We start from the raw sequence: 14,836 nt of genomic DNA on the forward strand, positions 1-14,836 counted from the left end.
GCGGACACGGCCCCACCACGAACCCGCGGGTCGACGTACCGTCCGCGCCCTACCCCGGTGGATACCCCACTCCGGCGACACCGGGACTGACGACGACACCGGGACTGACGAACGGTGCGACAACGACTCAGGAAGTCCAGGACATGAACGCCCCGTTCCGTGCCTCCGACACGGCGCTGCTCACGGACGTGCCGCCGCCCCCGGTGCCCGACGACGCGAAGGCCACCAGACGAGGGCCCGTGCGGGACCGTTACTTCGACCTGCTGCGTGCGATCGCCCTGTTCCGGGTCGTCCTCTACCACTTGATGGGCTGGGCGTGGCTCCCCGTGGTGTTCCCGTCCATGGGCGTGATGTTCGCGCTCGCGGGCAACCTGATGGCGCGTTCCCTCAAGCGCCCGCCCCTGCAGGTGGTGCGCAGCCGTATGCGTCGGTTGCTTCCTCCGCTGTGGCTCCTCGGCGCGATCGGCGTGACGGGCATGCTGATCCAGGGCTGGGGGCCGGACTCGGAAGGGCACCCGGCCTGGTGGTGGCTCCACCTGACCTACTGGGTCCTTCCACTGAGCGATCCGCCGTATGCCGAGGGCCTCTCCGGAATCCACGGCATCATCGGCGACGACTGGGCGGCGGAACTCGCCGGCCCGCTCTGGTACATCCGCGCGTATCTCTGGTACGTGCTGCTGTCGCCCTTCATCCTGAAGCTCCTGCGCGCCGTTCCGTGGCCGACGATCGTGTCGCCCATCGCCGTGGCCGCGGCCCTGGAGTTCGGCTGGCTGCACATCCCGAGCGTGCGGATCGACTCCGCCGTCACGGACTTCAGCACGTTCGGCGCCTGCTGGATCCTCGGGATGGCGCACCAGGAAGGCATCCTGCAGCGCCTTCCCCGCTACATCGTCCCCTCCGTGGTGCCGTTCGTGGCCGGTTACGGCTTGTGGTACGCGCTGACACACGGGTTCAAGGAGGGGCACGACCTCGACGACCTCCCGTTCGCGCAGTCCCTCTGGTCGTTCGCGACGGTGATGCTGCTCCTGCACTTCAGCCCCTCGTGGCCCGAGTGGCCACGCGTGCTGCGGCACTGGGACAGGCTGGTCACCCTGCTCAACTCCCGAGCCGTGACCATCTACCTCTGGCACAACATCTGCATCCTCGTCGCTGCGACGCTGTGGGATCAGCTGTGGGGCTTCGACGTGCTGTCGGAGCACTACGCGGGGTTGCTGGAGAGCCCGTGGCCCGTCCTCCTGATGGTCTGGATCCTTATCGGCGCCTGCGTCGTCGCCTTCGGCTGGATGGAGGACGTGGCGGCCAAGCGCAAACCACGCCTGTGGCCGGACGGCAGCGAGAGCAAGCGCCCGAAGGCGAGGACGAAGACAGGTGCGAGGGCGCACCGAGCCTGAGGACGAACACTCGCTGAGACGAGCCTGCCGATGGACATCGGGCCGCCCGGATCGCTCCGGGTGGCCCGATGGATTTTCACCACGGGCACGGAGACGTCGGCGTCGCCGACCAGGACCGCCTCGACTGCCGCGGCCCACCCGAAGATCGGGCTGCCGTCGGGCACGCCCCGCGCCTCGCTCGAGTACTGCGAGGACCAGAGCAAGGGTTACGACATGTACCTGAAGCCGAAGCTACGTGTGGCCCCGAGTGGGCGCCGTCGGTTTCGGAGCGGTGAGGGCGACGAGTGTGCGATCGGCAACAACTGCCGCGTCGGCGACCCCGGGCCAAGGCCAAGGCCCACGAGATCCGATGCGCGGTGTGAGGTAGCTGCGCTCGCCGGGCGACGGCTCGTACCAGCTCCAAGCGACAACCACGGGCGTCAACGAACCTCCGGCCCGTGCAACCTGGTCGTTGCAGTTTCGCCACGAGCTTCGCTTTGCCGAAGTTCGCACTGGTGTCGTCTCCCGGCCCCTCGGTAGCGTGGCTGCCCTCAAGCCGCCTTCGCCTCACGGGAGACATCTGTGAACCGCCGTCCCACTCTGCTCGCAGCGATCACGCTGACCGCCGCTGCGGCCTTGACGCTGTCCGCCTGCGGTGGCGACAGCGACCCCAAGGACAAGGACAGTGACAAGATCGCGGGCGCCGACACCGGCAAGGAGAAGTCACCTTCGCCGACCGCTTCGGAAGAGGCTGCAGCCGGGCGCCCGAAGATCGAGCTGCCGTCGGACGTCAAGCTCACCTTCACGCCTGAGCAGGCGAGTGACGCCGTGAAGTCCGCAGTCCTGAAGGACAACGCGGAGTTCACTCGTGCGCTGAACGCCGCCATCGTCGCCCAGAACCCCCGGCTGCCTGCTCTTGAGTACTACACGGAGGGCGAAGGCGCGGCTGCGTCCGAGGAGTGGGTGAAGGCGTTCAAGGATGCCGGCTGGACGGTCACTGGAACCGTGCGCTTCTTCGACCGGCAGGTCACGGTCAACTCCAAGGACAGCGCTTCGCTCAGCTACTGCGGTGACGAGAGCAAGGGCTTCAGTAAGGTGATCAAGACCAACGAAATCAAGGGAAGCAAGGTCACCAAGGACAGCTACATCGCCTATGGAGCGCAGGTCCAGAAGAACAAGAAAGGGGTCTGGGAGCTCGTGAAGATTTCGTCCACTCGTGGGGCCGACAGGTGCCAGCCGTGATCAGACTTCAGCGTCTTGTCGCGATCACGATCGTGGCTGGGTCGGTGTTCTGGACCCTCTCTCCCTCAGCCGTTGCCACCCAGAATCCCGGTAAAGGGGGAATCGGTGCTGGTCCGGGCAAAGGTCCGTCGGGGGGTGCCGACGGCGACACCATCAACGCCTCCGTCGGCGCGATCGTCTACGACCGTTCCAAGAACGGCAGCGGCGGTTCAGTCGGGGCCGTGAGCCCCACGACGACCTGGACCCCGCCCGCCTGCTGGTACGCCCCCAAGTACACCCCGGCACAGCTCAAGGCATACATGGAGCCGATCTGGGAGGCGGGGTCGACAGGGGACCAGTGGGACGCCGAGCAGCGCGAGAAGTACGTCAACGGTGGCGAGTACAAGGACTTCAACAAGGAGAAGACCGGCAAGGGCTACTTCTGGGACTCGTACGTCAACGACAGCTATCCGCCCGGCTGGGACAAGTGCACGGAGCCCCCGTTCTGGGTGGACACGGGCGACGCCCCGCCGCCCGGGATCCAGAACGCCATCACCCCGGAGATGCTGGCCCAGCTCGCGTACGCCGAGATCCGCGTGCCCGGCACCGAGATCGACCTGGCCCCCGAGGGCACGACCAAGGTGAACCTGCCGACCTGGGCCTGGCTGGACGGTGCCGACTTCAAGCCGGTCTCGGTCACGGCGTCCATACCCGCGATCGGCCTCCAGGCGACCACCACCGCCGAGCCGGTCTCCCTCAAGATCGAGCCGGGCACCGGCGACGCACAGACCTACCCGGCTTCCGGCGAGTGTGCGATCGGCAACGACGGCCGCATCGGGGAGCCCTACGCCAAGGGCAAGGCCGGCGAGACCCCGCCGTGCGGTGTGAAGTATCTGCGTTCTTCGGGCGACGGCTCGTACAAGCTCCAGGCGACGGTCACGTGGAAGATTTCGTGGACGGGCACCGGAGTCAATGACCCGCAGGACCTTCCTCCGGGCGAGTTTGGAGCCGATCAGGAAGTGATCGTGCAGGAGATCCAGTCGATCAACCGCTGAGCCGGAGCGGCCTGCACGACGTCTCCGACGGTGTGCAGGCCGCTCTGCTCTGACATCGCCTTCACCAGGAGCCGTTCGTGAACCGCCGTTCCACCCTGCGCGCAGCGATCACGCTGACCGCCGCCGCGGCCTTGACGTTGTCCGCCTGCGGTAGTGACAGCGCCGACGACGAGGGCGCGGGCGCCGCCACCGGTACGCGGAAGGCCGCTTCGCCGACCGCGTCCCAGTCAGCTGCCGTTGCCGTGGATCGCCCGAAGATCGAGCTGCCTGCGGATCTGACCTATACCTTCGCGTGGCCGAAGACCGGTGACCAGGAGAAGGACGCTGTTCTGAGCGACAGTGAGCAGTCCATCAAGGCCGTTGATCTGGCCATCGCCAATCAGGACGCCTTGGACAAGCCGTACCTTTTCTATTACGAGGGAGAGGCGGCTGCGGGGACTGAGCAGTTCATCCAGAACTACGTCAAAAACAAGGCTCGCACCACGGGTGCCTACCGTTTCTACGACCCGAACGTGGCCGTCGCCGGCAAGGGAACGGCTTCTCTCAGCTATTGCGAGGATCAGGGCAAGGCGTACGTCATGTATCTCAAGGGAAAGCAGGTCAAGAAGACTCCCGTTACCGCGCGGAGTTACGTCGCTTACCAGACATCACTCAAGAAGAACGAAAAGGGTGTCTGGGTGATTCAGGAGATCACCTCGCAGCAGGGGAGTGCCAAGTGTCAGCCCTGAAGTAGCCCCACACTGCTGGACGCAGGGTGTCCCGTACCCACCGGAGCTGATCGGCACATACGGGGCACGGCGTCGGTGTTCAGTTCGTCGGGGCGGGGCCCAGGCGCATCGCGTGGGGGCCTTCTCCCGGAGTGTTCGTGCAGCGGTGGTTGGCTGGGGTGCCGGTGAGGCCTCTCGGGCGAGAACCCTGGCTTCGGCCGATTGCTCTCGCCCACCCGAACTCTCTGACGCCAGCTGTGTCTGTGATCTGTGATCTTAGGGAGCAGGGGGCTGCGCCTTCAGGGCGCGTATTAGTTCGCCCAGGCGGGCGCGGGTTGTTATGAGCGTGCGATCGGGCGCGTCGCTCTCGCGGAGGTGTACGGCGCCGGTGGGTGTGGTGGCGACATAGACGCAGTTCGAGCTGTCGCCGCTGTACGTGGACTTCTGCCAGTTCATGGCGGGCATGGGCGGTTTCTCTCGGAGATTCCGCAAGTCAGCCCAGTGCGCGTGACATCGGGGACGGCTGTGCCTTCAGGCTGCGTATCAGTTCGTCCAGGTGGGCGCGGGTTGTTATGAGGGTGGTGTCGGGCGCGTCGCTCTCGCGGAGGTGGACGGCGCCGGTGGGCGTGGCGGCCACGTAGACGCAGTTGGCCGCTTCGGCGCTGTACGACGACTTCTGCCAGGTGAGTTCTCGCATGGGTCTCCTAGAGGTCTTGTGCGATGCGCTGGATGAGGTCTCGGGACTTCGGTGCGGGCAGGGCCCGCGATTCCATGCGGTCCAGCACGGAGCGGTAGCGCTGCAACTGCGCCTCCGCGTCGAGGAACTCGCAACCGTGATCCGTGTCCAGAACGACGGTGTCGAGCCCCGGCTCGGGACCGACGGCGCAGGTGATGGGCTGGCCGGAGGCCGGGAACCCCGCTTCCCCGAAGGGGATGACCAGGACGGCGATCGTGGGGTGATCACTTGCTTCCAGCAGATGGGCGAGTTGCGCCCGGCTGATCTCTGGGCCGCCGAAGCCCATCCGCAACGCCGCCTCGTGCACGATGGCCGTGTACGGCGTCGCGACTCCCTCGAACAGGACGGCTTGGCGCTTCGCGCGGTGCGAGACGCGGTGCTCGATCTCGTACGACCGTAGCGGCGGGACCGCTTCGCGCATCACCGCTCGGGCATGCTCCGTGGTCTGTAGCAAGCCTGGCATGTGGACGGTGACAGCCACGCGTAGCGCGGTGGCGTGGTGCTCCAGCTCGGCCAGATCCAGTAGGTCGGCGGGAAGTAGATCGCGGTACTCCTCCCACCATCCGCGGACCCGCCGACCGGTCATGGTGGCGAGGGCGTCAACGAGCCGTTCGTCCGCGCAGTCGTACGAGCGGGCCAAGGCGCGGACGCGGTCGGCACTGAGAGAGCTGCGACCGGTTTCGATCATGCTGACGCGGCCCTGGTTGACGCCGAGCAATGCGGCGGCGCCGGTGACCGTCAGACCCGCCCGCTCGCGGAGTCTGCGGAGTTCGGCGCCCATGCGGCGTTGGCGAAGCGTCGGGGTGCTGGTGGGCGGCAAGACGCCTCCTCTCGGTCGCGTCGCGGCACTCGGGGTACCCCACACGAGGTAATCAGGGATGAATATCGCCACTCTGGGAGATGTATCTCCCGAGGCGCGCTAGCTTAAGACCGTATCGCCAACTGCCCGCGCCCCCAAGCCGGAAGCGCACCCTATGAGGCACTGCCACCGCATGGCGCCGACGTTGTGCGAGCCGGAAACCTCTCCCCTTCCTCCTGGAGGACCCATGGTCACCGTAGCCCCGCCCGACACCTGGACGTACGCCCTTCGGCTGCCCCATGACCCCCGGGCCGCCCGCGTCGCACGTATGACCGTGCGGGCCGCACTCCACGGGCACGGGGTGGCCGAAACCCGCGACCTCGTCGAGCTGTTGACGTCCGAACTCGTCACCAACGCCTACCGGCACACGAAAGGGCCCGCCTCGCTGCGGCTGACCGCCCTGGGGGACGGGCGCCTGCGCGTGGGCGTGTGGGACAGCAGCCCCCACGTCCCCGCACCCTTCGACGAGCCTCCCGGCGGCCGGGCCGCGCCGGCACCGCTGAACGCGGAGCGCGGACGCGGGCTGCTCCTCGTGCAGCAGTGCGCGACCTCCTGGGGCGGCTGGTCCGTGGGGAGCGGCCCGCTCGGACGCGGCGCCGGCAAGCTGCTGTGGTTCGAGGTCTGAGGGCCCGTTGCCCGATCCGCCGGGAGACCCGCTGACGGAACCGCCGCGCAAAACCCTCACCACGCCACCCGCCGCGGGGTGAGAGCAACGTTCCCCCGTGGTCACCCGCGAACGCACAGGGCCGAAACGCGGCCTCCCTACCTTCGGGAACACCACCCGGAGGAAATCGTGGAGGCGTGAGATGACAGCCCCGAGCAGCAGCATCGCGACGCGCAAGGGGGGCCGCTGGATCGAGCAGTGGGACCCGGAGGACGAGACGTTCTGGAAGGAGACGGGGGAGAAGGTCGCCCACCGGAACCTCTTCTTCTCCGTACTCTCCGAGCACATCGGGTTCTCGATCTGGACCCTCTGGTCGGTCCTGGTGCTCTTCATGGGGCCCGAGTACGGGCTGACCCCCGCCGACAAGTTCTTCATCATCTCGATGGCCACCCTGGTCGGCGCCATCGTCCGGGTGCCGTACACCTTCGCCGTCGCCCGCTTCGGTGGCCGGAACTGGACCATCATCGCGGCCACCATGCTGCTCGTCCCGACGGTCGCCGCCTTCGTGGTGATGGAGCCCGGGACGTCCTTCGGCACCTTCCTCGTCTGCGCCATGCTCGCCGGTGTGGGGGGCGGGAACTTCGCCTCCTCCATGACCAACATCAACTCCTTCTTCCCACTGCGGAAGAAGGGCTGGGCCCTCGGACTGAACGCCGGCGGCGGCAACATCGGCGTACCCGTCGTGCAGCTCATCGGGCTCGCCGTCATCGGGGCCAACGGGGGGCCGCGGCTGCTGCTCGGGATCTATATCCCGCTCATCGTCGTCGCCGCCGTGCTCGGTGCTCTGTACATGGACAACATCACGTCCGTGAGGAACGACACCGGCGCCGCCCGCGAGGCCGTGAAGGACCCGCACACCTGGATCATGTCCTTCCTCTACATCGGGACGTTCGGGTCGTTCATCGGCTACAGCTTCGCCTTCGGGCTCGTACTGCAGACACAGTTCGGGCGTACGCCTCTGGAGTCGGCGTACGTCACCTTCATCGGGCCGCTGCTCGGCTCGCTGATCAGGCCCGTCGGCGGCTGGCTCGCCGACAAGTACGGCGGCGCCCGCATCACCCTGTGGAACTTCGTCGGCATGGGCGCCGCGACCGCCGTCATCGTGGTTGCCTCCATGGAGAAGTCGCTCGCCCTGTTCACCACCGCGTTCATCGTGCTGTTCGTGCTGAGCGGGCTCGGTAACGGCTCCACGTACAAGATGATCCCCGGCATCTTCCAGGCCAAGGCCGCCGCCAAGGGGCTGACCGGCGAGGATGCCGCGTCGTACGGGCGGCGGCTGTCGGGGGCCTCGATGGGGCTCATCGGTGCCGTGGGCGCGGTCGGCGGACTCGGTATCAACCTCGCCTTCCGGCAGTCCTTCCTCAGCGTCGGTTCCGGCACCGGGGCCTTCGTCGCCTTCCTCGCCTTCTACGGGGCCTGCTTCGCGGTCACCTGGGCCGTATACCTTCGCCGCCCGGCCGCCTCCGCGTCGACCGCCCCGACCGCGTCGGAGACGAAGACGCAGCTCAGCTACGCCGAGGTGTGACGCCTCACGCGGCCCGGCACCCGGCCCGACACGTGACGTAACACGGGCGACATCACGCGGAACCGAGCCTGTCACGCATGATTGACAGGCTCGGTCGTCCGTCGTGAGGCGGGCAGGCGGGGCGCCCCAACCCAGCGGGTGACGCGGACGAACACCACTCCAGCGGGACGAGAGCCATCCATGCCATCCATGCCATCCAAGCCATTCATCCACGAGGAACCGCAGCAACCGGATCAGCAACCGGACCAGCAGGACCGCCGCGGCCGGCAGGAGCACGGGCCGCTCGCCGGATTCACCGTCGGCGTCACCGCCGCCCGTCGTGCCGACGAACTCGGCGCCCTTCTCCAGCGGCGCGGGGCCGCCGTGCTGCACGCACCCGCCCTGCGCATCGTGCCCCTGGCCGACGACAGCGAACTCCTGGCGGCGACCAAGCAGCTGCTCGACCAGGCGCCCGACATCGTCGTCGCGACCACCGCGATCGGGTTCCGCGGCTGGGTCGAGGCCGCCGACGGCTGGGGACTCGGTGAGCAGCTGCTCGACGTACTCCGCAGGGTCGAACTCCTCGCCCGCGGACCCAAGGTCAAAGGTGCGGTACGCGCCCAGGGGCTGACGGAGGAATGGTCCCCCTCCTCCGAATCCATGGCCGAAGTGCTCGACCGCCTCCTGGAAGAAGGAGTGGACGGGCGCCGCATCGCGGTCCAACTGCACGGCGAACCGCTGCCCGGCTTCGTCGAGTCGCTGCGGGCCGCGGGCGCCGATGTCGTCGGCGTGCCCGTGTATCGGTGGATGGCCCCCGAGGACATCGGGGCCCTTGACCGGCTGCTCGACGCCACGATCAGCCGCGGCCTCGACGCGCTCACCTTCACCAGCGCCCCGGCCGCCGCCTCCCTGCTGGGCCGCGCCGACGACCGCGGGCTGCTGCCCGAACTGCTCGCCGCCCTCAACCACGACGTGCTGCCCGCCTGCGTCGGCCCGGTCACCGCGCTGCCGCTGCAGGCCAGGGGCATCGACACGGTCCAGCCGGAACGCTTCCGGCTCGGCCCCCTCGTACAGGTGCTGTGCAAGGAACTGCCCTCCCGGGCGCGGACGTTGCCGATCGCCGGGCACCGGGTGGAGATCCGCGGGCACGCCGTGCTGGTGGACGACGTCCTGCGGCCCGTACCGCCCGCCGGTATGTCGCTGATGCGCGCGCTGTCCCGGCGGCCCGGCTGGGTGGTCGCCCGGGCCGACCTGCTGCGGGCGTTGCCCGGCGCCGGCAAGGACGAGCACGCCGTGGAGACCGCGATGGCCCGGCTGCGTACGGCCCTGGGCACGCCCAAGCTCATCCAGACCGTCGTCAAGCGCGGCTACCGGCTGGCCCTGGACCCGGCCGCCGACTCCAAATACGCCGACGCCTGACACGCACGTCGACCTCTGACACGCACGTCGACCTCTGACATGTACGTCGGCGCCTGACACGTACGCCGACGTCTGAGACCTTCACGCGCACGCCCACCCGTACCCGCCGCGCCCCGCGTACCTGCCGGTGGCCGCGGGGCGCGGGCCGGTACGGAACGGCGTGGGGCTTCCCGCCGCGCGCGGGGGAGGGCACTGTAGGGGTACGAGCCCTGCGCGGCCTCCTCAGGGGTCCCGCGCGGCCCTCTCACGGACCCTCGCCCCCCGACACCTCCCCGACCTCCCCCGACCTCCTGCGATCCCGCACCGGCCCCTCCGGGCGGCAACGGGCGGCACTGGCGGCAACCCCAAGGCGGTGACAGGCACATGGCACTGGGCACGGCCACGGCCCCGTACGAGCTGCGGTTCGACTCCGGGCGGATCTGTCTCGATCTCCTGGCGACCACGCACCCCGAGGAACGGCTCGACTCGGCCGAACCGCTGCGTGCCTGGATCACCGGATCCGGACTCGTCCCGGCGGGCACGCCTCTCGCGTCGGCCGACTCCTCCTGGATCGCGGGCTTTCGTGAACTGCGCGGTCAAATAGGACAGTTGATGCGCAAGGAGCCCTCGCGGGACTCCCGGCCCACCGTGCTCGCGCTGGCCCGGGTCAACGAACTCGCCCGCGCCGCACCGCCCGTACCCTTGGCGGAGTGGGACGCGGGCGGCTCGCTCGTCCGGAGCCTGTGCGCTCCGCCGACCTGCGCGGCGCTCCTCGCGGCGGTCGCCCGCGACACGGTGGAGCTCCTCACGGACCCGGCGGCCCGCGCGGGCATCCGGCAGTGTGAGGGAGACAACTGCCCCATCGTGTACCTGGATACGTCCAGAGGGCGTCGCCGCAGGTGGTGCTCCAGTGAGGTGTGCGGGAACCGCGAGCGGGTGGCCAGGCACCGGCGCAGAGCAGCCCTCGCACGGGCTTAGGATCTGCCGTGGATCCCTCGTGAAGCACTTGTGGAGCAGATGAGGAGGAGAGATCCTCACGCTCCTCACAAAGAATTCCATTCACTTTGAACAGCGCAACGCCCGCACCCGTATCCGGAGATGAGCGACCGACTGGGGGATCCCCCGGACACCGGAGGTAGGCGTGCGCAAGGATTCCGCCGTGGCCGATGAACGATCGCCGAGGGCCCGACATCGCATGTCCCAGCCCTCGGAACCCGACGAGGAGCTGATGCGTGCGCTGTACCGGGAGCACGCGGGGCCCCTGCTCGCCTATGTGCTGCGGCTGGTCGCCGGAGACCGGCAGCGGGCGGAGGACGTCGTGCAGGAGACGCTCATCCGCGCGTGGAAGAACGCCGGTCAGCTCAACCGAGCGACCGGTTCGGTACGCCCCTGGCTGGTGACGGTCGCCCGGCGCATCGTCATCGACGGGCACCGCAGCCGGCAGGCCCGGCCGCAGGAGGTGGACCCGTCGCCGCTGGAGGTCATTCCCGCGGAGGACGAGATCGACAAGGCGTTGTGGCTGATGACACTCTCCGACGCGCTCGACGACCTGACCCCCGCGCATCGGGAGGTACTGGTCGAGACGTACTTCAAGGGGCGTACCGTTAACGAAGCCGCCGAAACCCTGGGGATACCCAGCGGCACGGTGCGCTCACGGGTGTTCTATGCCCTGCGTTCGATGAAGCTCGCACTGGAGGAGCGGGGGGTGACGGCATGAGCACATACGGGGGATACGGAACGGGTAGTCCTGGTTCCATGCAAAGTTCGCAAGGGCAGGGCGATCTGCACGAGACGGTGGGTGCCTACGCGCTGGGCATCCTCGACGACGCCGAGGCGACTGAGTTCGAGGCGCATCTCGCCACCTGCGAGTGGTGCGGGCAGCAGCTCGACGAGCTCGCCGGCATGGAGCCGATGCTCGCCGCCCTCGCGGATCTGCCGGGCACGCGGGGCACACCGGCCATCGGCGAGACACTGGCCGTCCGCCCGAGCCCACAGCTCTCCGACCGGCTGGTCGGCGAAGTGGTCGAGCGGCGCGTCAAGGCCAAGAAGAGCCGGCGCCTGTTCTTCGGGCTCGCGGCCTCGCTGATCATCGGCGGCCCGATCGCCGCGATCGCGGCCACCAGCGGCGGTGACACCGCGCAGGAGGCCAGGCCGCTGGCGTCGGTCAGCCCCGCCAAGCAGGTGTTCACCGACATGAAGGACAAGGTCGAGGCCACGGACGCGGCCACGCAGGTGAACGCCGCGGTCGGCACGGTGAGCAAGCCCTACGGCACGGGTATCGCGCTCCAGCTGAAGAACGTCAAGGGCCCGCAGAAGTGCTCCCTGGTCGCCGTCAGCAAGAGCGGCGAGCGGGAGACGGCGACCACCTGGACCGTCCCGAAGTGGGGGTACGGAATCAAGGGCGCCGCCACCGAGCTGGCCAGGAATCCGCTCTACCTCCAGGGCGCCGTGGCGATGAGCAGCGCCGACATCGACCACTTCGAGGTCGTCACCTTCGACGGCGACAAACTGGTCGAGGTGAACGCGTGAGCCGGCCCGCGAGGGCGTGGGCCGGCCGGCGGGAAAGCCGGCGCGAAGCCGACCGGTAAGTGGATCAAGAGCGGAAACGTAGCCCGGCGGGCTCCCCTTCGCGTACGGTTGACGGCTGCCATGCACGTCAGAAGGGGGCCCGGTGGCCGCTCAGGTTCAGCAGGAAATGGCGCTCGATCCGGTAGGCGACTCCGTACGCGACCGGGAGATCGGCGTCGAACAGGAACACCTCGACCGGGTGTACCAGCGTCTTGAGGAAAAGATCCACGAGGCGGAGTTCCTGATGAACGACGCCGCCCAGCGCGGCCAGGTCGGGACGCCCGGGGCACTCGCGGAGCGCGACGCGCAGGTGTTCCGGGCGGGGATCCACCTCAACCGCCTGAACAACGAGTTCGAGGACTTCCTCTTCGGACGGATCGACCTCCTCCAGGGCAAGGACGGCAAGAAGGGCCCGGACGGCGCGTACACGGCGGTCGAACCCGCCGAGGGAGCCGTCCGCCCCGACAACACCGCCGACATCGCGGAGACCCTCCACATCGGCCGCATCGGCGTCCTGGACGCCGAGTACGCGCCGCTGGTCATCGACTGGCGGGCCCCCGCGGCGGCCCCGTTCTACCGCTCCACCCCGGTCGACCCCGGCCGGGTCGTACGCCGCCGGGTCATCCGCTCCAAGGGCCGCAAGGTCCTCGGGGTCGAGGACGACCTGATGCGCCCGGAGCTGACCGCCACCCTCGCCGGGAACGAACTCCCGGTGATCGGCGACGGCGCCCTGATGGCCGCCCTGGGCCAGGCCCGCAGCCACACCATGCGCGACATCGTCGCCTCCATCCAGGCCGAGCAGGACCTGGTCATCCGGGCCCCCGCCGCGTCCGTGACGTACGTGGAGGGCGGCCCCGGCACCGGGAAGACCGCGGTGGCCCTGCACCGGGCGGCCTACCTGCTCTACCAGGACCGCAGACGGTACGCGGGCGGCATCCTGATCGTCTCGCCCACGCCCCTGCTCGTCGCGTACACCGAAGGCGTCCTGCCGTCCCTCGGTGAGGAGGGCCAGGTCGCCATCCGCGCGGTCGGCAACCTGGTCGACGGCGCCGAGGCCACCCAGTACGACGCACCGGCCGTCGCCCGTGCCAAGGGCTCCTACCGGATGCTCAAGGTGCTGCGGCAGGCGGCACGCGGGGCACTGGAGACGCCGGGTGGCCCCGGCGCCGGCCGGCCCGGCGACGCCGTCCCGTCCGGGCAGCTCGCGTTCGGCGACGAGAGCGAGGGGGACGACGAGACCGGCACGCGGGCCCCCCTCGCCACGCCCACCCGGCTCCGTGTCGTCGCCTTCGGGCGCCGGCTGGAGCTGGAGGCGCCCGAGCTGGACCGCATCCGCAACAACGCGCTCTCCGGCACCGCGCCCGTGAACCTGCTGCGCCCGCGCGCCCGCAAGCTGCTGCTCGACGCCCTCTGGTCGCGCTCCGGCGCGGGCTCCCGGCACAGCGACCCCGAGCTGGCCGCCGAACTGCGCTCCTCGTTCGACGAGGACGTCAGCGCGGAGGACGCCTTCATCGCCTTCCTCGACGCCTGGTGGCCCGAGCTGACACCGCGCGCCGTCCTGGCGGCGATGGCCGACGAGCGGCGGCTCGGGCGCTGGGCGCGGCGCATCCTCAACCCCGGCGAGGTGCGCCGGGTGGCCCGCTCCCTCAAGCGCGACGGGCTCTCCGTGCACGACGTGGCCATGCTCGACGAACTGGAGGCGATCGTCGGCACCCCGACCCGCCCCCGCAAGAAGCGCGACCTCGATCCGCTCGACCAGCTGACGGGCCTTGAGGAGCTCATGCCCCAGCGCGAGGAGACGCAGCGCGAGCGGGCCGAACGGCTGGCCCAGGAGCGTACGGAGTACGCGCACGTCATCGTCGACGAGGCGCAGGACCTCACGCCCATGCAGTGGCGCATGATCGGCCGCCGCGGACGGCACGCCACCTGGACCGTGGTCGGCGACCCCGCCCAGTCGTCCTGGTCGCACCCGGACGAGGCCGCCGAGGCCCGTGACGAGGCCCTCGGCAGCCGTCCGCGCCGCCGCTTCACGCTCACCGTGAACTACCGCAACCCGGCCGAGATCGCTGCCCTCGCCGCCAAGGTGCTGGCCCTCGCCATGCCCGGTTCCGAGTCGCCCAGAGCGGTCCGCTCGACCGGCGTACAGCCGCGCTTCGTCACGGCGGTGCCCGCGGCCGGCGCGGCGGGCGGTGCCGCGGGTGGCAGGAGCTCCGGCGGTCAGGGCTCCGGCGGCGCGCGGGACGCCCTGTCGAAGACCGTGCGGGAGGAGGCCGCCCGGCTGCTCGACCAGGTCGACGGCACGGTCGGCGTCGTCGTCGCCATGAACCGGCGCGGCGAGGCGGCGCGCTGGCTCGCCGGGCTCGGGGACCGCGTGGTGGCCCTCGGCAGCCTGGAGGCCAAGGGCCTGGAGTACGACGCCACGGTGGTCGTCTCACCCGCGGAGATCGCCGACGAGTCACCGGCCGGACTGCGGGTGCTGTACGTGGCGCTGACCCGGGCGACCCAGCAGCTCACCATCGTCTCGGCGGCCCGCGACGAGCCGGACGCGGACGGGGTGCCGGACCTGCTGCGGGACTGAGCGTGGCCCCGGGCCCGTGCGGGGGAGCGGGGCGGCCTGGTGAATCACGGGGCCCGTCCCGGTGAACCGCGGGGCCCGTCCGCGTAAAGCTTCGCTGTGAACCCACGGTGCGGGAATTGCCTTACGGGGATCGTTTGTTACCTTTGACGTGACACCGGCCCGATCCAAGCCCCCGG

General features: G+C 69.6%; 14 protein-coding genes. 11 read left to right on the top strand and 3 right to left on the bottom strand.

The window, feature by feature from the left end; all coding sequences use genetic code 11:
- Nucleotides 1-143 precede the first annotated feature (143 nt).
- The 4 genes from K3769_RS26555 to K3769_RS26570 all read left to right on the top strand — a co-directional run bounded on the left by K3769_RS26555 (nucleotide 144) and on the right by K3769_RS26570 (nucleotide 4,374).
- The gene (locus tag K3769_RS26555; protein WP_267028801.1) at nucleotides 144-1,391 is read left to right on the top strand and encodes an acyltransferase family protein; all 1,248 of its coding nucleotides are present in this window, start codon (nucleotides 144-146) and stop codon (nucleotides 1,389-1,391) included.
- Nucleotides 1,392-1,952: 561 nt separating this feature from the next.
- Nucleotides 1,953-2,612 (top strand): hypothetical protein, encoded by a 660-nt coding sequence (locus tag K3769_RS26560; protein WP_267028802.1) that lies wholly within the window; start codon nucleotides 1,953-1,955, stop codon nucleotides 2,610-2,612.
- Nucleotides 2,600-3,646: a hypothetical protein gene (locus K3769_RS26565; protein WP_267028803.1), complete on the top strand. Its 1,047-nt coding sequence runs from the start codon at nucleotides 2,600-2,602 to the stop codon at nucleotides 3,644-3,646. Before K3769_RS26560 ends, K3769_RS26565 begins: the two co-directional genes overlap by 13 nt.
- Before the next feature lie 77 nt (nucleotides 3,647-3,723).
- Nucleotides 3,724-4,374 (top strand): hypothetical protein, encoded by a 651-nt coding sequence (locus K3769_RS26570; RefSeq protein WP_267028804.1) that lies wholly within the window; start codon nucleotides 3,724-3,726, stop codon nucleotides 4,372-4,374.
- Nucleotides 4,375-4,629: 255 nt separating this feature from the next.
- Here the strand turns inward: K3769_RS26570 and K3769_RS26575 are convergent, their stop codons facing one another.
- From K3769_RS26575 to K3769_RS26585, 3 genes are read right to left on the bottom strand one after another with little or no spacing between them, the layout of a single operon-like run.
- On the bottom strand, nucleotides 4,630-4,818 hold the full coding sequence (locus K3769_RS26575) for a DUF397 domain-containing protein (RefSeq protein WP_267028805.1): 189 nt from the start codon (nucleotides 4,816-4,818) through the stop codon (nucleotides 4,630-4,632).
- A gap of 28 nt (nucleotides 4,819-4,846) precedes the next feature.
- Complete coding sequence (locus tag K3769_RS26580) at nucleotides 4,847-5,050, bottom strand: DUF397 domain-containing protein (protein ID WP_267028806.1); 204 nt, start codon at nucleotides 5,048-5,050, stop codon at nucleotides 4,847-4,849.
- A gap of 7 nt (nucleotides 5,051-5,057) precedes the next feature.
- Nucleotides 5,058-5,909: a helix-turn-helix domain-containing protein gene (locus K3769_RS26585; RefSeq protein ID WP_267028807.1), complete on the bottom strand. Its 852-nt coding sequence runs from the start codon at nucleotides 5,907-5,909 to the stop codon at nucleotides 5,058-5,060.
- Between the two features lie 226 nt (nucleotides 5,910-6,135).
- Between K3769_RS26585 and K3769_RS26590 the strand changes: the two genes are divergently transcribed.
- The 7 genes from K3769_RS26590 to K3769_RS26620 all read left to right on the top strand — a co-directional run bounded on the left by K3769_RS26590 (nucleotide 6,136) and on the right by K3769_RS26620 (nucleotide 14,660).
- Nucleotides 6,136-6,573: an ATP-binding protein gene (locus tag K3769_RS26590; protein WP_267028808.1), complete on the top strand. Its 438-nt coding sequence runs from the start codon at nucleotides 6,136-6,138 to the stop codon at nucleotides 6,571-6,573.
- Nucleotides 6,574-6,754: 181 nt separating this feature from the next.
- Nucleotides 6,755-8,137 (top strand): nitrate/nitrite transporter, encoded by a 1,383-nt coding sequence (locus K3769_RS26595; RefSeq protein ID WP_267028809.1) that lies wholly within the window; start codon nucleotides 6,755-6,757, stop codon nucleotides 8,135-8,137.
- A 207-nt stretch (nucleotides 8,138-8,344) separates the two neighbouring features.
- Nucleotides 8,345-9,535 (top strand): uroporphyrinogen-III synthase, encoded by a 1,191-nt coding sequence (locus K3769_RS26600; RefSeq protein WP_372515172.1) that lies wholly within the window; start codon nucleotides 8,345-8,347, stop codon nucleotides 9,533-9,535.
- Nucleotides 9,536-9,898: 363 nt separating this feature from the next.
- Nucleotides 9,899-10,492 (top strand): CGNR zinc finger domain-containing protein, encoded by a 594-nt coding sequence (locus tag K3769_RS26605; RefSeq protein ID WP_267028811.1) that lies wholly within the window; start codon nucleotides 9,899-9,901, stop codon nucleotides 10,490-10,492.
- Nucleotides 10,493-10,709: 217 nt separating this feature from the next.
- Nucleotides 10,710-11,231 (top strand): sigma-70 family RNA polymerase sigma factor, encoded by a 522-nt coding sequence (locus K3769_RS26610; protein ID WP_010039908.1) that lies wholly within the window; start codon nucleotides 10,710-10,712, stop codon nucleotides 11,229-11,231.
- Nucleotides 11,232-11,269: 38 nt separating this feature from the next.
- Nucleotides 11,270-12,043: an anti-sigma factor family protein gene (locus K3769_RS26615; RefSeq protein WP_267028812.1), complete on the top strand. Its 774-nt coding sequence runs from the start codon at nucleotides 11,270-11,272 to the stop codon at nucleotides 12,041-12,043.
- A 142-nt stretch (nucleotides 12,044-12,185) separates the two neighbouring features.
- Nucleotides 12,186-14,660, top strand: coding sequence for a HelD family protein (locus K3769_RS26620; RefSeq protein WP_267028813.1), 2,475 nt, complete (start codon nucleotides 12,186-12,188; stop codon nucleotides 14,658-14,660).
- Nucleotides 14,661-14,836 lie beyond the last annotated feature (176 nt).

Source organism: Streptomyces ortus (assembly GCF_026341275.1).
Lineage (GTDB): Bacteria > Actinomycetota > Actinomycetes > Streptomycetales > Streptomycetaceae > Streptomyces > Streptomyces ortus.